Raw genomic sequence first — 19,058 nt, 5'->3', positions numbered from 1 at the left:
CAGCACCTACCGGGTCGTCTGTTCGCGGCGGCCGTCCGCGTCGATCAAGGTGTTGAGATTGACGGCCGCGTCTCGTCAGCCCCGCGCCACAAGCGGACGCTGGGTACTTGCCCTGGAGCGGACATTACATATCACCGGCTGAACGGCCTATTTCGCTCCAAGGCGAACTCATCGAAGTCCTGCAGTCAGGCAGATAAGCAGTTGCCGCTCGATCGGCGGTTGTGCCGCGCGATCTGGTGGTTATAACGCTCCCACTAACTCGGACCCGGTGAAATCCCGGGTGGCTCTTCCGGCCGCCGATCCGCCGGACCACGCAACAGGCCTCTCCGTCGCTCTTCGTGCCCGCCTTATCAGCCGGCCGCCGACGCTGCCTTGCGAGACCACAATGCTCATCACCACCCTTCGGCGCGAATGGCTGACCAATCCGCCGCGTGAACTTCTTGCCGGCGCGGTCGCTACCTTCGCCCTCATTCCCGAGGTCATCGCCTTTTCATTCGCTGCCGGCGTCGATCCACAGGTCGGCCTCTTCGGATCCTTCGTCATCGGCATCGTCATCGCCTTCACGGGCGGGCGCCCGGCCATGGTCTCGGCCGCCGCGGGCTCTGTCGCTCTGGTTGCAGCGCCGCTCGTCGCCTCGCACGGCCTGTCCTACCTGCTGGCGGCGGGCCTGCTGGCGGGGCTGCTCCAGATTATCTTCGGCGTGCTGCGACTGGGCGTGCTGATGCGCTTCGTCTCGCAATCGGTCCGCACCGGCTTCGTCAACGCGCTGGCGATCCTGATCTTCGCCGCGCAAATGCCGCATCTGATGGGCGAGGCCTGGCAGACCTATGCGGTCTTCGCCGCCGGGCTCGCGATCATCTACGGCGTGCCGCGCCTGACGACGGTGATCCCGTCGCCGTTGGTCGCCATCGCCTTGCTGACGGTGGCGGCGAGCCTGCTGCATCTGCCGGTCAAGACGGTGGCCGATCTCGGCCTCCTGCCCAGCTCGCTGCCGAGCTTCGCCTGGCCGACCGTGCCGCTCTCCTGGGAAACTCTGCGCATCATCGCCGGCCCTGCGGTTGCGATTGCGATGGTCGGCCTGCTGGAATCGCTGATGACGGCGACCGTTGTCGACGACCTCACCAAGACGCCGAGCCACAAGAACCGGGAATGCACCGGCCTCGGCCTCGCCAACATGGCGGCCAGCCTGTTCGGCGGCATCGCCGGCTGCGGCATGATCGGACAGACCGTCAGCAACGTGAAATATGGCGGGCGCGGCCGGCTCTCGACGCTGTTTGCCGGCGCCTTCCTGCTCGTGCTGATGGTGGCGTTGAAGCCCTGGGTCTCGCAGGTGCCGGTCGCGGTGCTGGTCGCGATCATGGTGATGGTCTCGGTCGATACCTTCAACTGGTCTTCGCTGAAGGCCGTCGTCGCCCATCCCCGCATGTCGAGCACGGTCATGCTGGCGACGGTGGCGGTGACGGTGGTGAGCCATAATCTGGCGCTGGGCGTCCTCGTCGGCGTCCTGCTCAGCGGCGTCTTCTTCACCTTCAAGGTCGCGAGGCTGATGCAGGTCAGGGCCGAACCGGATGCCGCGACGGGCAGGCTGACTTATCATGTCACCGGCCAGGTCTTCTTCGCCTCGGCCGATGCATTCATCGAGGCCTTCGATCTCGGATCGCACGACGAAACCAGCGTGTGCATCGATGTTAGCCAGGCGCATTTCTGGGACGTGACGGCGGTCGCCGCGCTCGACAAGGTGGTCGCTCGTTACCGTGCCAACGATATTCCCGTCGAGGTCGCGGGCATGAACCAAGCCACCGCAATGATCGTCGATCGCCTGACAACTCACGACAAACAACGACCGGCGCTCTCGGAACGCTAGTCGCGTTCGTATCACGCACCTAGCCCGGTTCGCGCGGATGCCGGGAGTGACGAACGACGCTGGCTGGGCGAGATGCGCCACAAGCAGCCCCTCGCTAGCTGACTAGAACCGGACATAAGTCGCAAGCTCGCGAGGTGGGCAATGTCAAAAGCGCTTTGATCGCCGCCCCGATAATGCGACTTAAAGAGTCAATCCATTTAGTTTGGAACAGTTCTTGGACATCACGACACGCGAGAGCGAGCGTCTGGCGGCGCTGGCCAGCTACGACATGCTGGACACACCGAGGGAACGCGACTTCGACGAGATCGCGGACTTGGCATCTCGAATCTGTGGCACGCCTATCGCGGTCGTGAACCTGATCGCCGAGGGTCGCCAGTTCTTCAAGGCCGAGGTCGGCCTTGGGGTGCGCGAGACGCCGCTCGACAGCTCGTTCTGCGCGAAGGCCATCCTCGAAGAGGACTTCCTACTTGTCCCTGACGCAACCAAGGATCACCGTTTCGATTGCAATCCCCTCGTCACTGGCGAGCCCGGACTGCGCTTTTATGCCGGGGCCTTGCTGAAGACCGAGCAAGGGCACGCGATCGGTACGGTTTGCGTCCTCGATTACAAGCCCCACGACCTTACCGACCTGCAGCAGGATACACTGAGGGTGCTGGCCCGCCAGGTGATGCGGCAGTTGGAGTTGAGGAAGGTTTTGAGGGATCACGACGAGGCCCAGCGCCAGCAGGCCGTGCTGAATGCCGAGATCGCGCATCGCATGAAGAACACCCTCGCGATGGTTCAGGCCATCGCGACGCAAACGTTGAAGAGCGTGACCGAGCGCGACGCCGTCGCTGCCTTCAGCCAGCGGATCGCGGCCATGGGAATGGCACACGACCAATTGCTTCAACAGGACTGGGAGGCAGCTTCCCTACTTAGCGTCGTCAGGCCGATGCTCGCACTCCATAGCGACGACGGCCGGATCGTGGCATCAGGCCCCGACATCGAGCTCGGGCCGAAGGCGACGGTTTCCATCTCGCTGATGCTCCACGAACTGGCGACAAACGCCACCAAGCACGGCTCACTATCTCTGCCGACTGGCAAGGTCGACCTGTCGTGGCTGATCGACGAAAGGGGCGACGAGCCGATGCTCAGGGTTCGTTGGGAGGAATCTGGCGGTCCGCTGGTCTCGGAGCCGACCCGGCGCAGTTTTGGATCGCGCCTGATCAAGATGGGCTTGCTGGGCAAGGGCGGCGTCCAGAAGCAGTGGCTGCCCACGGGGCTAATCGCAGAATTCGAGGCGAGCCTGGCCGACGTCCAACGGCCGTGATTCGATAAAATTCAATCCGACACTGAACCATTCCATTCCACTCGAATTGGAACACCGCGGGTTAGAGGCGTTTTGAGAGTTCGAGAGCATGACCGTCGTTTTGGTGGTCGAGGATGAGCCGCTTATCCGCATGGACCTGGCATCCATGATTGAGGATGCAGGCATGGACGTGATCGAGGCTTGCCATGCGGACGACGCGATCGCGATTCTCGAAGTCCGCAAGGACATCACCATCATCTTCACCGACATCGAGATGCCCGGATCCATGGATGGATTGAAGCTGGCATTCGCCGTGCGCGACCGTTGGCCGCCGGTATCGATCATCATCGCCAGTGGCCGCATCCGGCCGGAGCCGCATGAGATGCCTCCCGAGGTCCAGTTCCTTCGAAAGCCCCATAACGAGTTGGTCGTGATGGAAGCCATAAGAAAGGCGGCGTGAGAACGATGCCCGAAAGCTCGATCCTCCGCCGCTGGGCATCCCGCATCCGGACCGACGACCGTGCGGCTTACACCGACTACGTCCGCCGCACCGGCGTATCGGACTATGGCGCCACCATCGGTAACCTGGGATTCCAGATGCTGCTGCGGGATCTCGGCGACGGCACGACCGAGGTCGTCACGCTGTCCTGGTGGACGTCGATCGAAGCGATCAAGGCGTTCGCCGGCGAGGACCATGAGCGGGCGCGGTATTACCCCGGGGACGACAGGTACCTGTTGGAGAAGCCGGAGGGCGTTGAGCATTCCGATGTTGTGATCGACGGGATGTAGGGGCGCGGCATATGACCTCGGGTGCATTCATTTCGGTCCTGGACGATTGGTGCCTGTCCTATCCGGGCCTGTGGCTTTACGATCCAGGACGCCGGCATGTTCCTGCCGGACTACACTCGCTCATCTCCTTGATCCGCGAGATGGACGGAATGCCACCGGCAGTTGCAAAAGGAACTGGCATGCAGAATCCGCACGGTGTCTGATGCGAGCAGCGCGCCACAAGCCGACATTCGGACATTGCCAAAAGGCGGACGTAGGCTACCTGATGCAATGGTCGCGTTAACTGATCACAAGACGACAGCTCCAAGAGGCGGGCTCGCCGTTAGCAAATCAGGTGCGCGCGAATGCCATTCGCGATTTTCTCGGCCAGCATGATTGTGGGGACGTTGAGGTTCGCGCGGGGGATCGTCGGCATGATCGAGGCATCGACCACGCGCAAACCCTTAACGCCATGCACCGAGCCATCGCGAGGATCGGTCACAGCCTCGCTGTCATGGCGCGCGCCCATGCGGCAGGTGCCGCTGGGGTGCCATTGGCCGAAGGCCTTTTCGACGAGATAGCCTTCGAGCGCCTCACCGTCGCCGACGAGCGCCTCCAGCGAGCGACCGCCGCCGATCATCCTTCGGGAGAAAGGCTCTCGCAAGAAGGGCAGAGCGTCGAGCAACAGGCCGGCTCCGGCCGTCATCGCGTAGTTGCGGGCATTTCTGTGGCCGAGCCGCTTGGCCCAACCGCCATAGCTCGACGGCACCGGCGCGGTGAGTTGCCTGGCCAGCCGCTCTATCCCGGCGAGGTGCGCCATCAATCGCACCGCACCGGCGAGGCGGGCGCGGTCTGAGGCCTCGGCGAGGAAATCGAAATTCGCAACGGGCATAATCGCTTCGCCGCTTCGTTCCAGCATGACGCGCCCACGCGAAGCTGGCTTGTTGATCCAAGCAATGAAGGTCGCAATGCGCTCGCCGAGCGGGTGCCAGGCGGACTTGGCGGCGGCCATCATGAACATGTCGGAAGCCTGCTCCCCCACGCCTGACGAGTAGCGCAATCCGAGATGGATATGGCGGCGTGTCGTGTTCTTCAGCCGCGCCGCCGGGTTCAGCATGGCGGAGACGGAAATACCCGGATGCTCCTGCAGATTGCGCCCGACACCGGGCAGGTGGTGGCGCGGCTCGATGCCGAGCGCTCTCAGTTCGGCCGCATCGCCGATACCCTCGCGCAGCAGCAATGCCGGTGATTGTAGGGCGCCGGCGCTGAGGATTACCTGCCGCACGGCGATCTCCTGCACTTCCGTGCCTCGCTGCACGCGCAGCCCGGAGACCTTGTTCGCGTCCCAGAGCAAGCCCTGGACCTCGGCCTCGGTGATGAGTGTTAGATTGGAGCGGCGGCGCACCTCGGCCGTGAGATAGCCGCGGGCCGAAGACACGCGGTGCTGGCCGTCATTTGAGAGCGTCATCGGAAAGACGCCGTCGCCGAATTCGCCGTTCTGGTCGCTAAGGCGCGGATAGCCGAGGGCCAGAATCGCTTCCTCGGTCGCGGTTGAAAAGCCGGGCCACAGCGTGCGCGGAATCCGGTGGATCGGAATCGGGCCGTCTTGCCCGTGCAGCGGACCCGCATAGTCGAGATCGCGTTCGAGCTTGCGGAAATAGGGAAGGACATCGTCCCAGCCCCACCCGGCAGCACCGAGCCTGGCCCATTCATCATAATCGTCGGGCGTGCCGCGATTGGCGACCTGGCCGTTGATGCTCGACCCGCCTCCCATGATGCGGGCCTGTTCGTAGAGGCGCGGCGGGGGCTGGGGTTCCGGCGCGTTGTGGCTCAGCGGGCGCGTGCGGGCCATCAATGCCGGCCAGTGGTTGCGTGGATCGAAGGCGGCGAGACCCGGATACATGTCGAGGATCGCGGCCGGTTCCTTGCCAGGTTCCACGTCCCGGCCGGCCTCGACGAGCAGGACCTTCGTCGCCGCATCTTCGGAGAGGCGGCTTGCCAAGACGCATCCTGCACTGCCGGCACCGACGATGGCGAAATCGAAGTTCATCACGCCGCTGTCCCGACGATTTGCTCCAGAAACGCGGCCAGGCCAGCCTCGGCGACCTCCACGTCCTGCGCTGTCGAGCCTGAGCTGACGCCGATCGCGCCAACCACTTCACCACACTCCGGCAAGGCGAGCGGCAATCCGCCGGCGAGAATGGTCACCCGGCCGTGATGCTGGGTGTTGACGCCGAAACCCGGCGAACCCGGCTGCGCCGCCTCCCACATCGCGGAGGTCGGGCGACGGGCTCCCGCTGCGGTGAAGGCCTTGTTGATCGCGATCTCGATCGCCATGAACTTGGCGCCGTCCATACGCCGGAAGGCGACGAGATGGCCGGCGCCATCCACCACCGCGATATTCTGGGGAACGCCGATCGCCTCGGCTTTGGCGGCCGCCGCCTCGATCAGGATATGCGCCTCGGCGGCGCCGATATGTCGGGTCAGGTGCATCTCAGCCGATCCAGAAGCCGCCATTGACGTCGAGGGTCGCGCCCGTGAGGTAGGAGGCATCGTCCGAGACGAGGAACGCGACGGCGCGGCCGATCTCGGCGGGATCGGCCAGCCGGCCCATTGGGATCGCCTGCGTCACCTTCTCGCGCATCTCCGGCTTCATATGCGTGCGGATGAGGTCGGTATCGACGACGCCAGGCGCGATCGCGTTCACGGTGACCCCGGTCTTCGCCACCTGGCGGGCGAGCGTGCGCGCGAAGCCGAGCATGCCCGCCTTGGTGGTCGCGTAGTGGATGCCGCCATTCATCGCACCCTGATGGGCGACGATCGACGACATGCAGACGATGCGCCCATGGGCCCGCTCGATCATGCCTGGCAGCACGGCCTTCGAGAACAGGAAGGCGCTCTTCAGGTTCACCGCCATGAAGCGGTCCCACTCCTCTTCCTCGAGATCGAGGATCGGGACAGCGCGGTCTTGTCCGGCATTGTTGACGAGAATATCGATCTGCCCGAAGGCGGCGATGCCTGCTTCGACGACACGGCGGACATCGGCAGCGGAGGATGCATCGCCCGGCGCTGCAAGCGCATGTTCGCCCAGCGCCGCTGCGCGCTGCCGGGCGAGCGCCTCGTCGATGTCGTTCACGATGACAGCGGCACCGCGGGCGGCCAACGCATCTGCGATGGCGCCGCCGATGCCGCGCCCGGCGCCGGTGACGAGGGCGACGCTCCCCGCGAGCGGGCTCGCGGTCGAAGATTCCGGCATGCGGTTCAGCCTTTCACGGAGCCCTTGGTCAGGCCGGAGACGATCAGGCGGCCTAGCAGGGCGAAGACGACGAGGATGGGAATGATGGCGAGGGTGGCGGCAGCCGTGAGGGGCCCCCATTCGCGACCGAAAAAGCCGATGAAGCCGTAGATCAATGGCTGGATCGGCCTGAGCCAGGGCGCATCGACCATCACGGAACCAGCAATGAATTCGTTCCAGGATCCGACGAAGGCGAGCGTGCCCGCCGCTCCCAAAGCCGGCCGGGCCAGCGGTAGCATGACATGGCGCAGGATGCCGAAGCGGCTGGCGCCGTCGATCACGGCAGCTTCGTCGAGCTCGCGCGGGATGCCCTCGATCGTGCCTTTCACCACCCAGATCGCCATCGGCAACTGATGGGCGGCGTAAATCAGAGGCAGGGCGAAGGGTGTATTCACCAGTCCGAGCCGGACGAAATAGACATAGTTGGGGATCAGCAGGGCCGCGGCGCCGAGCGAGAGCGGGATGCTCGCGACGATCAGCAGGAACAGGCTCTGCCGGAACGGGAATTCGAAGCGGTCGAAGGCATAGGCGGCCGGCAGCGCAAGCGTGAGCGCCAGCACCACCGCCGCGCCTGAATAGGCCAGGCTGATCGTGAAACTCTGGACGAAGCCGGCGGCGAAGACGCGTTCGTAATGCGCGTTCGTCGGCGTGAAGCCGGCGAATTGCGGCGGCGTCGCGAAGATGACGGCCTCCGGCTTGATCGAGGTCAGGACGCCCCAGATCAATGGCAGCAGATTAACCAGCATCAGCGCTGCAACTGGCAGTAGCACCAGCAGCGCCCAGAGCCGGTCCATTGGCAGCCGGCCCCGTGCGGTGACCTCTCGTCTTACTGCCGCGGGAATGGCGAGAGCACTCATCACGCCTTCCACTTGGTGAAGCGGACATAGGCGATGACCAGCCCGATATTGCCGGCGAACATCAGCAGCGCGAGCGCGGTGGCACCGCCCAGGTCGAAATTGACGAAAGCGCGTTCATAGACCTCGATCGCCAGCACGCGCGTTGCGTCGCCGGGCCCGCCGCCAGTGGTGACAAGGGGCGTTTCAACCGTGTTGATATTGGAGAGCGTCAGGACGATCGCAACGAGGAGCAGCGGCGTCTTCAGCAAGGGCAACGTGATACGGCGAAAGATCTGCCAGCCGTTGGCGCCATCGATACGCGCGGCCTCGGTATAGTCGTCGGGAATACCCTTAAGGCCAGCCAGCAGGATGATGACGGCGTAGCCGATGCGCTTCCAGACCGAGATCGCGACGAGCAGCGCCATGGCGCCGGTCGGTGTGGTCAGAGGTTGGAATTCGGTGACGCCGACGGCCTTCAGAGCCCAGGCAGCAAGCCCGATATCGTTCAGGAAGACCCAGCGGAAGAGCAGCGCAGCGACGACGGTCGAGATGATCCAGGGGACGATCACGATCATCTGCGCGACGAAGGCGAAGCGCGGCGCGAGCCGGTTGATCCAGACCGAGAGCGCTAGCGCGATCACGATCGTGACGACGACCGACGCGCCGGTATGGACGAAGGTGCGGCCGAGCGTCGCCAGCAGCTCCGGCTCGTCGAAGAGCTTCGCGTAGTTGTCGAAGCCGTTGAAACCTGTCGGCGCGCCGTACTGGATGCGCTGCAGGCTGAACCAGCCGCCATAGAAGACCGGCGCGAACAACACGAGGCCGAGCAGCGCGAAGGCCGGTGCGATATAGCCATAGCTGTTGAGGGAACTGCGCATTTCGCCCCGGTCGGTTGATACGGGCCTGCGGGAGCGGCGGCCTGCGCCGCCCCCCGGCGGTGAGCTAGCGGCCGTTGCGGCGATTGAAGTCGCGCTCGGCGCGCTCCAGCGCTGCCTGCGGCGTCGCGCCGTTGGTCACGACTTCCTGCGCCGCCTTGTTCAATGCCTGGCGATAGCCGCCGACACCGAATTCGATCGGCGCCAGCCATCCCGCACTCGCGGAGCCCATTCCGGCGATGGCGAGGTATTCGTTGGCCGGATCGGCGAAGAAGCTCGCGAGCGCCTTTGGCGTCGAGGCGAGCGCCGGGGTCTGGCCGCCCTTCTCGACCCAGAGCTTGTCCGCCTGAGGTCCGTTCATGAAATCCATGAACTTGCCGGCCAGATCGAGATTCTTGCCCTTCGACCAGGCGCCGACCGCCCAGCCGGCCATGACGGCGGGCGAGTGGGGCTTGCCGTCGACGCCGGGGACGAGCATGAAACCGATCTTGTCGGCACCCATGCGGGCCTGAAGCGTCGAGAAGCGGACGCTCGCGCCGGTGATCATCGCGGCTCGACCGGCGCTGAACTGTTCATAGACGTCGTCGCTGGTCCAGGTCGTCGCCTGCTTCGACGAGGCCCCCTGCTTCGTCACCAGGTCGGTCTGGATCGTCAGCCCCTCGATGCCGGCGGGCGTCGCGAAACGGGCGCGCCCCTTCTCGTCGAAGAGCGTACCCTGCTTGGCCAGCAGGTAGGAGGTGACGATCTGTGGATCGGGCTGGCTCTCGCTCCAGCCCTGGCCGAAGCCGTAGCGTGTAACCGCGCCGCTGGAATCCTTGACGGTCAGCTTCTTGGCCGCCTCAGTGAAGGCCGGCCATGTCGTCAGGGCGGCAGCGTCGATGCCGGCTTCCTTGAACAGGTCGCGACGATAGAACAGGCCGATATAATTGCGCGAGGTGAAGAGACAGTACTGCTTGCCGCCGACATTGCAGAGGTCCCAATAGGGTCCGGCATTGTCCTTGAGCTGATCGGGCGACCATTTGTCGACGAAGACGGGCTTGAGATCGGCGAGCGCGCCGGACTTGATCGCCTCGCCGAGCAGATCGGTGATCACCCAGACGATGTCCGGCGCAGTGCCCTGCTGAGCTGCGGCCATGAATTTCGGTGTCATCTGGTCCCAGACCTGCGTCTCGACCACCACTTTGGCGCCGGGATTGGCCGCCTCGAACGCCGCGATGATCTCGGCCAGAGCCTTTTCGCGCGGTGCATTGCCGGTCGGGTTCAGGAAGGTCCACATCCTTATCGTCTGCGCCTGTGCGCCCGCGATCCCTGCGGTCAGCGAAGCCAGCGCAAGGCCCGCGAGCAGCGTCATGCGCCTCGTCCAACGGCGTCCCATGGTCGTTCTCCCCTGTTGGTTCTTATGCTTTGTCAGCTTCCGCGACCGCTTCACCCTGGGCGGCGATGTCGCGCAGCGCCCCGTCCAGCGAGCGGCCGAGATGGAGCCTGATCGCAGTCGTGAGCGCCGTGGCGTCGCGCCCGATCAGGGCATTGATGATGACGGTGTGCTCGGCGCTCTCGCTGGCGAGCCGGGCCCGCCAGCCATCGAGGCCGCGCTGCACCCAAGCGCCGAGAAGCTGCATCTGGATGCCGTGATAGATCGTGGCGAGCAGGCGATTGCCGGAGGCCTCGACGAGCGTCTGGTGGAACAGGGCGTTGAGCTCGATATGCCGGCGATGCGTCAGGTCGCCCCGCGCATCGAGGGCGCGCTGGATTTCCTCCAGGCGGCGCAGGAACGGACCGCCCTCGCCGCGCATCACCGCCGCGATCGCGAGCTCTCCGGCGTTGAGCTCCAGACCGAGCCGGACCTGCCAGAGTTCGGCGACATGCCGCGGCGAAGGCGTGCGGATGCGATAGCCCCGCCTTGGCGTCGCCTCGATGAAGCCCTCGGCCGCGAGCCGTTGCAGGGCCTCTCGCACCGGCGTCAGGCTGACCTCGAAGCGGTCCGCCAGCTCCTGCAGGATCAGCCGGCGACTGGCGGCGAGATCGCCGAACAAGATGGCCTCGATCAGGCGCCGGTAGATGCCGTCCGCGACGGTCTCGCCTGGGCCTTCCGGCGGATCGACGAGAAAGATGCTGCTGTCACTCGGCTGCATGGCGCGCTCCCCTTGGGGCCGGTCCGAGCGCATAGGCTTCGAGCTGGTCGGGTTTCGGCACGGCGCCGTGACCTGGCAGATTCTGCGCCGTGAACACGCCGTCCGCATAAAGCAGCGGCTCTTGCGTCAGCTCATCCCGTAGCGGGTTGAGCAGACGATTCGCCTCATAGCGCGTGAAGCTTCTGGCAGCGCGACAGGCGTGCAAAGCCGCCGAAACGCCGATCGCGGAACCGACACCATGTGGCGCCAATGCGAGCCCGTGCTTCGTGCATAGCGCATCGACGGCCAGCATGCCGGTGATCCCGCCCGCCCGCGTGATATTCGGCTGCACGATGTCGAGCGCGCCAGCCTCAACGAATCGGGTGAACTGGCTGATGTCGAACTCGTTTTCGCCGGCCGCGATCGGCACTGGCGAGGCCTTGCGCACCCTGGCCAGAGCATGGGGGTCGTCGGGGGCGATCGGTTCCTCCAGCCAGGCGATCCCGTGCGGCGCAACCGCCCGCGCAACCTCGATCGCCTCGTCGACACCATAGGCAGCGTTCGCATCGAGCATGATCGGCATGTCGCCGCCCAGCGCCTGCCGGAGCGCGGCCACATGCGCCGCATCGGTCCCCGCGCCACGGCCGACCTTGAGCTTGACGCCGTCGAAGCCCTGCTCGGCGAAAGCTGCCGCCCGCTCGGCGGATTCACCGGGTGTGGGCAGGAAGGGCACCGAGCCGACATAAGCGGTGACCGGGCCCGGCTCGGCTCCGAGCAAACGGCAGAGAGGCTGGCCGGCGCCGCGCGCTTTCAAATCCCAGAGCGCGATGTCGACGCCACTCAACGCTTCCATGGCGGGGCCGCGCGTCTGGCCGAGCGCGAAGAAATAGGTCTTGAGGTCGCGCAGCGCTGTCGCCGGCTCGTCGAAATCGATGCCGACAAGGGCCGGCGCGATCACCGCTTCGATCAACGAGGAGGCCATGCCGGGATGCGGCAAGCCGAAGGCCTCGCCCCAACCGCTCTCGCCGTTCTCGCCGACCGCTTCGATCAGCGTCGAGTACTGGCCGCTGCGTTCGATGCGCTGGAAATGGGCGGCCGGCCGCCGGAGACTCGGCGGTACATGCTCAAGCCCACCATAGATGGCAGCGAACGATGCATGCAGGACGTGGACGCGAAGGCCGGTCAATTTCACGGCAGATTCCCCAATTTTCATATTTTATAAAAATAAGCCCCGCAGGTGTCAATGGCCAATATTGAGTGGCTTTCTGAGCTGACTGCGTTTGGCCACGGAAACAATTTTTGTAAAGTTACGCCCCCCTTTCGCGAGGCTGGCTCAACATCACGACGGCAATTTCGCGCCACTTGCGGACGTTGGGCTGTCGCCGGAAAGCAGACGTTGGCGCGCGGCTGCGGGGGTCTCACGACAGCCGGCGCGACTTGACTGAAGAAAACACGTCCCGCTCAGAAGCGAGCATCGGAAACCTGACCCTGAACCTGCGGGCAGGAAAAGAGTTAGGTAGTCCAAACCTCGGCAACCGAACTCTGAGAGTCCCCGTTGAAGGACACATTGGCACCCAAAACGGCCTTCGGCTTTCTGCCGCTAGATAGCGAAACGGGTAGGCTTATCGCGATCATCGACTGGAGTTCGACACCGATCGGGCCCCCCGATCAATGGCCACAGAGCCTACGCACCGCAACCACGATGCTCCTGCGATCGCCGGTCCCAATCGTCATGTTGTGGGGCGACGATGGGTTCATGCTCTATAACGATGCGTATTCGGAGTTCGCCGGTCAGCGCCATCCACGCCTGCTCGGCAGCAAGGTCCGTGAAGGTTGGCCGGAAGTTGCCGACTTCAATGACAATGTCATGCGCGTGGGGCTCGCCGGCGGTACGCTCTCTTATCAGGACCAGGAGCTGACCCTCTACCGCAACGGCATGGCGGAGCAGGTTTGGATGAACCTCGATTATTCGCCCGTCCTTGACGAAAGCGGCAATCCGGCAGGAGTCATCTGCATTCTCCGCGAGACGACTGAACGCGTGACGAAGGAGCGACGGCTGAATGCGGAGCGCGATCGCCTATGGAACCTATCTCAAGATATGCTCGCTCGCGCCGATTACAGCGGCATGATGACGGCTGTCAGCCCGGCATGGACGAGTGTCCTGGGCTGGAGCGAGGAGGAGCTGCTAACACGGCCCTATGCCAGCTTCATGCATCCTGACGATATGCCCCCCACAATCGAGGCGATCCAGCGTATGGGGCAGTTCGACGAGCCCACTCGCTTCGAAAACCGGATCGCAGCTAAAAACGGCGCTTGGAAGCCGATCGAATGGACGGTGACGCCCGAACCAGGCGGCGCGCAGTTCATTGCGGTGGGACGCGACCTCAGTCTCAACAAGGCTCGCGATGCTGAGCTGCAAAAAGCGCAGGAAGAGCTTCGGCAGGCTCAAAAGATGGACATGATCGGTCAACTCACGGGCGGTGTCGCGCACGACTTCAACAACCTGCTGATGGCGGTCATCGCAAATCTTGACCTGCTCAAGCGTCATGCTGCCTCCGATCCGCGCATGGCGCGTCTCATCGACGGTGCAATCCAGGGCGCTAATCGTGGGGCTTCGTTGACTCAACGTCTGTTGGCATTTGCCCGCCGGCAAGATCTTGCGTTGGTTCCCAGGGACATTTCCGATTTGGTCAGTGGTCTCAGCGACTTGCTGACGAAGTCGGTCGGCCCGCAGATCGAACTGCGATATGATCTGCAAGCTGATCTTGCTCCCGCGCTTGTCGATGCTAACCAAGTCGAACTCGCCCTGCTCAACCTCGTTGTGAACGGGCGCGACGCCTTGCCTGAGGGCGGCACCATCACGATCCGCACGAGCCAACTCGCTGTCGTTGGCGACGAGCAGTTGCCGGATGGGAAGTATCTGGTCTTGACCGTGACCGATAACGGTATCGGCATGAGCGAAGAGACGCTCGCCAAGGCGACTGACCCCTTCTTCTCAACGAAGGAACTTGGAAAAGGCACAGGGCTCGGGCTCTCGATGATCCACGGCCTCGCGATACAGCTGAAAGGAGCGCTGAGGCTTTCGAGCCGCGTCGGAGAGGGCACAACGGCAGAGTTCCTCGTGCCGGCGACCGATATGGGCGCGCCGGCTTCTGCGCCCCTTGAAGATTCCGCACCGAGAACCGTCGGCGCGCGCCGTACCATACTCATCGTAGACGACGACGCGTTGATCGCGATGAGTACGGTCGATCTGATCGAAGACCTCGGCCATGTGGTTATCGAGGCAAATTCAGGGCGTGAGGCGCTGGAGCACATTTACAGCAGCCAGCATATCGACCTCATGATTACCGACTTCGCGATGCCGCAGATGAATGGTGGGCAGCTAGCTACGGCTGCCCGCATTGCGCGTCCCAACCTGCCGATACTTCTCGCGACCGGCTTCGCCGATCTCCCTCCCGGAGCGGAGATTGGATTGCCAAGGTTGTCCAAACCCTACACGCAGCAGCAACTGGAACGAGAGATTGCCAAGCTGCTAGGGTAGGAGAAGGCCGTTCGCCTGAGCGCATTGCGCCATAAGCAGCCGTTGGCTTAGCTCCGCTAACCGGACCTTCAAGGAACGCGCGAGGCGTCCACATACAGGCAGAATGTGAGAGTCGGCCTCCGACACCGTCGAACTCCCGTCTATGAACTCATGGTCGCCAGCGCCAACGGCGCGGCTTGGCCGAAGCCTTTCCTCGGCGGAAGTCCCCGCGGCTGCGCTGCCACTTCGTTCAGCTCGCAAAAGTGATGGTGTTGCAGGAGGATCGCTAGTCGAGAGACAAGGTGTCGGTCGGAGAACTGTCGAGGTCCGTGAACATTTTGACCGTCATCGCATTCCGGACGCGAACAAGCGTCGCTTCAAAGGCCTCGTTCATGGGAGCCACGCCCAAATAGGGCTTGGCATCCTCGAAATTTTGGCGGGCGGCAACGCGCGATACAGACCGGCCAGATTCGACCCGTGCAGCCAAAGCCTCAGGAGACTCACACCCTTCCCGTAAGATGCTTCCCAAGGTGGCCAGCGTCAGAGGGATCGACGGTTCTTCCTCAGTCGCCGTCGCCGCAAAGCGCGCCAGAAGGAGCCGGGCCGGAAGCCCCCCGAGGAAGGCGAGGTCCGGCGCCACCCGCATCGCGAAATGGCGCGCCGTCGGGCAGAAGCCCAGGCCGGTCGTTTTTCCCTCTACGACTGCTTCGATCTTGCAGAGGGGCGCGCCCGACATCCAAACCGGCAAGATCTTCTCAATAAGATCTAGGGCTTGGATGGCGCGGGCCTCATCGGAGGGAAGCTTCTTGTAGGCGTCGCCGAACAACCCTTCGAGACTCTCCGGGCGAACCAGATCCATGAGACGCAAGGGCGCTTTGCGCATCCAGACAAACAACGCCGCGACAGCATCGATCGCAGTTCCCGCCAAGCCACCACTATCGACGAGCTCCAGAAGGCTTTCCAGCATCGTCGGCGAAAGACCTGTCGAGGCGCAGACTAGCCCCAACCAATGGATATCATCGTCAGCGGCGGCAGGGCGAGCAACCACGGCTGCGGCGACCCGTGAGACGATCCAGGCAGTGTCGCCGGCCTGTGTTTTCCGATAAGCTACGAGAGAGCGTTTGAGCATGACCTCGGCGGGATCCGGGCCACCCGTGGCTGTCCTGATAGGGAGACGGCCGAGCAAGTAGGCCGCCGGCCCGGTAAGCGTGGTGCCGTTGTGTATGTCGTCGAGGGCCGCCTCTAGCGGATCCTCAATGATCAGGCACTGGTCCGACTGTTCAAAGATGGCCCGAAGGTCCATCCAGTCCTTGCTGATCAGCGATTTGGCTTGATCGAAGCCGATGACGTGGCTGGGGACCAGCAGGACAAAACCTTGGGAGCCTTCACCGGCCCTGCCGGCCCGCCCGGCCGCGTTCAGCAGCTCGTGCGCCTCCAGCTGCTTGAGCTTGTCCGCGTTGGGGTCAAAGCGGCTGTCTCCACAGATGATGACGACTTCGCTGGGCAGGTTCATACCCTGCGCTAGGGTCGAGGTGGCGAACAGCGCGTGGAGGCCGTCCCTGCGTTTGAACAGACTTTCATGAAGTTCTCGCTCCTCGCGCAGCAGAAGCGCGTGGTGGCTCGCGGCCCCAGTTCTGACGATGCCTGCGTCGTCGACAGGGAGGTAGCAGTATTCGGCTCCGCCCAGCTCTTCGACCACCAACGTCCGCCAGGCTGCTTCCTCCTGGGTGAGGACGACCTCCTGTGGTGGCAGATGGCCGGCGAACTCCCGCACGCATTTGGCGCAGGCGATCGTGTTCTGCACAAAAACCAAGGTCTTCATGCCCGCGCCGACTGAGCCGGCCGCGATTGCTGTGCTCACCTCGTTGCCATTTGGCGTGAGGTACCAGCGGCGCCCCTTGCTGGTGTTCAACAGTGTAGGGGTGTCGAGAAGCGCCCGCAGGGCGTAGTCGTCGGTGTCAATGGAGTTCCACGTCTGCCGCAGGCCGAAGAGACCGAAGGGCGCCGCCCAAAGCTCGCGTTTCACGCCGACAGGAACGGCCTCCTGGGTGGGCTCGGCCCTCCTCGCCGCCGCAAGTTTGGTTTCGAGTTCGCCAATCCGGGCCATGTCGTAAACCACGCAGCCTCGCGCTTGGCGGGTCGGCTTCCAGGCAAGATCGAGCGCGAGACAATTGCGGCCGGTCAGGGTCTTGAGCCACCCCGCAAGCTCGGCAGTGTTCTTCATCATGGCTGAGAGCAGCAGGAGGTCCGCGTCGGGTGCCGCCTGTGTCAGGTTCAGCAAACACAGCATGCTGTCTAAGCCCCGACGGCTCCGATCATCGGGTCGGGCGTGAATGAGGTGGCATTCATCGAACACGACAAGACCCATCCCTGAAAATGCCTCGGGCTGCATCGACAGCAACATGAGACAGCGTTCAGGGGTCGTTACGATAATCTCGGGAAGCTCGACCACCAGGCTAAGGGCGACCTCTTCGTCAACGTCTCCCAAGACGGAAGCGTCCCGGAAAGTCTTCTGCAGAGCCTTGGTAGTCTGGCCGACGAGGGCGTGTGTTGGCGCGAGGAACACGACCTGCTTCCCTTGCAGCAGGGCTGTGGCGATCTTCAGTTCGGCGAGCGTGGATTTACCGGCGCCAGTCGGGAAACTGATTGCGGCAGACTGCCCCGGATTGAGCAGCCCCTGGTCGATAGCGGCGCGATGATTTCGCCAAAGAAAGGGGCGCGATCGCACCATCCGCCGCAGGATGTCGCGCCATCCATTTAGATCGACACCGCTCGGCGCAGGCAGGTGAGCGAGGGCCGCGTCACCCATGTCCCGTTCCGCGGCGAGGAGGAGATTGGCGAGGTGCAGCGGACCCGAGAAGACGCTGTAGGCGGCGCGGCCATCGCCGAACGGATCGGCCAGCTCGTCGACGCAGAGCGTTTTGACCCGCAGGAACAGCTCCCGCGCGGCACCAGCGTCGTGCGCCGCGGTGTTGCGCAGCTGGCGCGCCAAAGCGCGGACGCCGCGCAACAGAAGATCCAGCAGCACCTCCAGCGCCTGATCTTCCGGCGCCGCAGTGCTCCGTGCAGGCATCGGATCGGAGATGACTTCGCCCAGATTGCCTTCCGCGAGTTTCTTGATGGCGGCCAGCAGCGCTCGTTCCGTGGGATTGCCCTCTTCGGGGTCGGACACGATCCGCTTGGCCGCCTCGGCGGCGTCGGGATAGGCCTTGGCAACGAGAAAGAGCAGAGCCGCGCTGATCTCCGAAGTGATGCTGGTGGCGCTGATCCGGCTCGCGGGCTGGGCCCCGATGCGAGCGAGCCGCCGCGCCTGGTGGGCTGAGGCCGCGACGAAAGCCGCTGCGGCTCGGTTGTCGCGATCCGGCATCAGCGCGACGTAGATTTCGTGCGTCGCGGCCAATCGGGTCAGCATCGCCAAGGTCTGGGCAACCTCGGTACCCTCCGGCTCGGGCGTTCCGGTGCGCAAGCGAATCCGGGCTGCCACCACCGTCGCAAACGCGTCGGTCAGGACCTGCGGCAAGGCGGCGAGATCAAGGCCTTCCAACGCCGGCGCGCGTTGGATGAGGGCAATCGTCTCCGGATCAAACATAATCCGGAAGTCCCTTGATCTTGGTGATCACCAGATCAGCGAAAGTCTGCATCCAAGGTCTCAGATCCTCGACCAGCAGGGTCTCGGCGAGGCGCCGGCTGGTGGCGCCGGGGGCCTTGCTGTCGAAGCCCTTGAAGAGCGCAAGGCGAGGCTCGGGGGTCGCATGGGATTTATCCACCGTGATGGCGACCCGATACCGCCGCGCTTCCTTCCAGGCGATCTCCTCGACGGCCGCCTCGACGTCGAGATCGGGGAAGGTCCTTAACTGGGTTTGGAGAAGAGCGCTGACCTCTTGACCCAGCTCATTGCTGCGCTCTCCTTGCTCTAGCTTCGTGATGCCGGGCCAGACATCGGCGCGAATGGTAGCGCGTGGGTTCTCGGTGGCCTTGTCCTCAAAGACGATGACCCCGGTGACGGCCCCTGCGTCGCTCAGCTCCAGCTTCAGGCCGTCGAAGCCCTTGTGAGCCTTGATGAGGTGCGGCGCCCGGATGGCGGTGCCTCCGTCATCGTGAGCGGCGATCCAGGAAATCGCTTGAAAGACCCACCCATCGCGGTGCCAAGGCTCTTCTTTAGCCGCCAGAGAGAGTAGGCCGATGGCGTCTTTCTTGGCCGCCTCCCTGACCTTGGCGGGCGTGACCGTCTCCCCGAGCAGGATCTTGCTGACATGGCTGAACTGTCCGACCGCAATGCGGGCGACCTGTTCCGCCAGCACGTCTTCATCGATCACCACCCAATCCGACCCCTCGCAAAGGGTCGAGGTCGTCACTTTTTGAAGCGCCAGCGTCACGCGTGAACCGTCGTCGAACTGCAGTCCTCAGCAGCCCCATGCCGCTCAGTATAGGCGCTGCTTGTACAGCAGCGCTCAGTCCAAGGATACAACCGTCGGTAGAAGATCCATCGATGGACGACACC

General features: G+C 64.0%; 15 protein-coding genes and 1 other annotated feature. Of the genes, 5 read left to right on the top strand and 10 right to left on the bottom strand.

Annotation, left to right across the window (positions count from 1 at the left end; translation table 11 throughout):
* Positions 1 to 258: 258 nt before the first annotated feature.
* Positions 259 to 314, top strand: a sequence feature (sul1 is cis-regulatory element that is thought to sense ions involved in sulfur or methionine metabolism; They are found in Alphaproteobacteria).
* A 71-nt stretch (positions 315 to 385) separates the two neighbouring features.
* The 4 genes from ACFJGT_RS11835 to ACFJGT_RS11820 all read left to right on the top strand — a co-directional run bounded on the left by ACFJGT_RS11835 (position 386) and on the right by ACFJGT_RS11820 (position 3,941).
* Positions 386 to 1,864, top strand: coding sequence for a SulP family inorganic anion transporter (locus ACFJGT_RS11835; protein ID WP_377848700.1), 1,479 nt, complete (start codon positions 386 to 388; stop codon positions 1,862 to 1,864).
* Positions 1,865 to 2,078: 214 nt separating this feature from the next.
* Positions 2,079 to 3,173 (top strand): HWE histidine kinase domain-containing protein, encoded by a 1,095-nt coding sequence (locus tag ACFJGT_RS11830; RefSeq protein ID WP_377848699.1) that lies wholly within the window; start codon positions 2,079 to 2,081, stop codon positions 3,171 to 3,173.
* 88 nt (positions 3,174 to 3,261) lie between these two features.
* Positions 3,262 to 3,612: a response regulator gene (locus ACFJGT_RS11825; RefSeq protein ID WP_377848698.1), complete on the top strand. Its 351-nt coding sequence runs from the start codon at positions 3,262 to 3,264 to the stop codon at positions 3,610 to 3,612.
* A gap of 5 nt (positions 3,613 to 3,617) precedes the next feature.
* Positions 3,618 to 3,941 (top strand): antibiotic biosynthesis monooxygenase family protein, encoded by a 324-nt coding sequence (locus ACFJGT_RS11820; RefSeq protein ID WP_377848697.1) that lies wholly within the window; start codon positions 3,618 to 3,620, stop codon positions 3,939 to 3,941.
* A gap of 322 nt (positions 3,942 to 4,263) precedes the next feature.
* Here ACFJGT_RS11820 and ACFJGT_RS11815 read toward each other — a convergent pair whose 3' ends face one another.
* From ACFJGT_RS11815 to ACFJGT_RS11780, 8 genes are all read right to left on the bottom strand, one after another.
* On the bottom strand, positions 4,264 to 5,970 hold the full coding sequence (locus ACFJGT_RS11815) for a GMC family oxidoreductase (protein WP_377848696.1): 1,707 nt from the start codon (positions 5,968 to 5,970) through the stop codon (positions 4,264 to 4,266).
* The gene (locus ACFJGT_RS11810; protein ID WP_377848695.1) at positions 5,970 to 6,413 is read right to left on the bottom strand and encodes a heme-binding protein; all 444 of its coding nucleotides are present in this window, start codon (positions 6,411 to 6,413) and stop codon (positions 5,970 to 5,972) included. The genes ACFJGT_RS11815 and ACFJGT_RS11810 overlap by 1 nt, the downstream gene beginning before the upstream one ends.
* Position 6,414: 1 nt before the next feature.
* On the bottom strand, positions 6,415 to 7,176 hold the full coding sequence (locus ACFJGT_RS11805) for an SDR family NAD(P)-dependent oxidoreductase (protein WP_377848694.1): 762 nt from the start codon (positions 7,174 to 7,176) through the stop codon (positions 6,415 to 6,417).
* A 5-nt stretch (positions 7,177 to 7,181) separates the two neighbouring features.
* Positions 7,182 to 8,072, bottom strand: a complete 891-nt coding sequence (locus ACFJGT_RS11800) for a carbohydrate ABC transporter permease (protein WP_377848693.1) — start codon at positions 8,070 to 8,072, stop codon at positions 7,182 to 7,184.
* A complete protein-coding gene (locus ACFJGT_RS11795; RefSeq protein ID WP_377848692.1) occupies positions 8,072 to 8,929 on the bottom strand; it encodes a carbohydrate ABC transporter permease in 858 nt (285 codons plus the stop codon). The genes ACFJGT_RS11800 and ACFJGT_RS11795 overlap by 1 nt, the downstream gene beginning before the upstream one ends.
* 64 nt (positions 8,930 to 8,993) lie before the next feature.
* Positions 8,994 to 10,301 carry an ABC transporter substrate-binding protein gene (locus tag ACFJGT_RS11790; protein WP_377848691.1) on the bottom strand — a complete coding sequence of 436 codons (1,308 nt, stop codon included), beginning with the start codon at positions 10,299 to 10,301 and terminating at the stop codon, positions 8,994 to 8,996.
* A 22-nt stretch (positions 10,302 to 10,323) separates the two neighbouring features.
* Positions 10,324 to 11,058: a GntR family transcriptional regulator gene (locus ACFJGT_RS11785; RefSeq protein ID WP_377848690.1), complete on the bottom strand. Its 735-nt coding sequence runs from the start codon at positions 11,056 to 11,058 to the stop codon at positions 10,324 to 10,326.
* Entirely contained in the window at positions 11,045 to 12,229 is a 1,185-nt protein-coding gene (locus ACFJGT_RS11780) for a mandelate racemase/muconate lactonizing enzyme family protein (protein WP_377848689.1), read from the bottom strand. The genes ACFJGT_RS11785 and ACFJGT_RS11780 overlap by 14 nt, the downstream gene beginning before the upstream one ends.
* A 363-nt stretch (positions 12,230 to 12,592) precedes the next feature.
* On the opposite strand from ACFJGT_RS11780, the gene ACFJGT_RS11775 reads away from it, so the two are divergent.
* The gene (locus ACFJGT_RS11775; RefSeq protein ID WP_377848688.1) at positions 12,593 to 14,578 is read left to right on the top strand and encodes a PAS domain S-box protein; all 1,986 of its coding nucleotides are present in this window, start codon (positions 12,593 to 12,595) and stop codon (positions 14,576 to 14,578) included.
* A 265-nt stretch (positions 14,579 to 14,843) separates the two neighbouring features.
* Here the strand turns inward: ACFJGT_RS11775 and ACFJGT_RS11770 are convergent, their stop codons facing one another.
* Together ACFJGT_RS11770 and ACFJGT_RS11765 are read right to left on the bottom strand one after the other, a co-directional pair.
* Positions 14,844 to 18,146: a DEAD/DEAH box helicase gene (locus ACFJGT_RS11770; protein ID WP_377848687.1), complete on the bottom strand. Its 3,303-nt coding sequence runs from the start codon at positions 18,144 to 18,146 to the stop codon at positions 14,844 to 14,846.
* Positions 18,139 to 18,933 (bottom strand): hypothetical protein, encoded by a 795-nt coding sequence (locus ACFJGT_RS11765; RefSeq protein WP_377848686.1) that lies wholly within the window; start codon positions 18,931 to 18,933, stop codon positions 18,139 to 18,141. Before ACFJGT_RS11765 ends, ACFJGT_RS11770 begins: the two co-directional genes overlap by 8 nt.
* Positions 18,934 to 19,058 lie beyond the last annotated feature (125 nt).

Source organism: Allobosea sp. UC22_33 (genome assembly GCF_042700715.1).
Lineage (GTDB): Bacteria > Pseudomonadota > Alphaproteobacteria > Rhizobiales > Beijerinckiaceae > Allobosea.
Note: the sequence above shows the minus strand (reverse complement) of the source record. Positions and strands in the feature narration are given on the sequence as shown.

Bases quoted from the DNA above. Each gene is read 5' to 3' on its own strand.
- ACFJGT_RS11770 (WP_377848687.1), bottom strand. From the start codon at position 18,146: ATGTTTGATCCGGAGACGATTGCCCTCATCCAACGCGCGCCGGCGTTG.
- ACFJGT_RS11820 (WP_377848697.1), top strand. From the start codon at position 3,618: ATGCCCGAAAGCTCGATCCTCCGCCGCTGGGCATCCCGCATCCGGACC.
- ACFJGT_RS11790 (WP_377848691.1), bottom strand. From the start codon at position 10,301: ATGGGACGCCGTTGGACGAGGCGCATGACGCTGCTCGCGGGCCTTGCG.
- ACFJGT_RS11825 (WP_377848698.1), top strand. From the start codon at position 3,262: ATGACCGTCGTTTTGGTGGTCGAGGATGAGCCGCTTATCCGCATGGAC.
- ACFJGT_RS11795 (WP_377848692.1), bottom strand. From the start codon at position 8,929: ATGCGCAGTTCCCTCAACAGCTATGGCTATATCGCACCGGCCTTCGCG.
- ACFJGT_RS11835 (WP_377848700.1), top strand. From the start codon at position 386: ATGCTCATCACCACCCTTCGGCGCGAATGGCTGACCAATCCGCCGCGT.
- ACFJGT_RS11810 (WP_377848695.1), bottom strand. From the start codon at position 6,413: ATGCACCTGACCCGACATATCGGCGCCGCCGAGGCGCATATCCTGATC.
- ACFJGT_RS11815 (WP_377848696.1), bottom strand. From the start codon at position 5,970: ATGAACTTCGATTTCGCCATCGTCGGTGCCGGCAGTGCAGGATGCGTC.
- ACFJGT_RS11805 (WP_377848694.1), bottom strand. From the start codon at position 7,176: ATGCCGGAATCTTCGACCGCGAGCCCGCTCGCGGGGAGCGTCGCCCTC.
- ACFJGT_RS11785 (WP_377848690.1), bottom strand. From the start codon at position 11,058: ATGCAGCCGAGTGACAGCAGCATCTTTCTCGTCGATCCGCCGGAAGGC.
- ACFJGT_RS11800 (WP_377848693.1), bottom strand. From the start codon at position 8,072: ATGAGTGCTCTCGCCATTCCCGCGGCAGTAAGACGAGAGGTCACCGCA.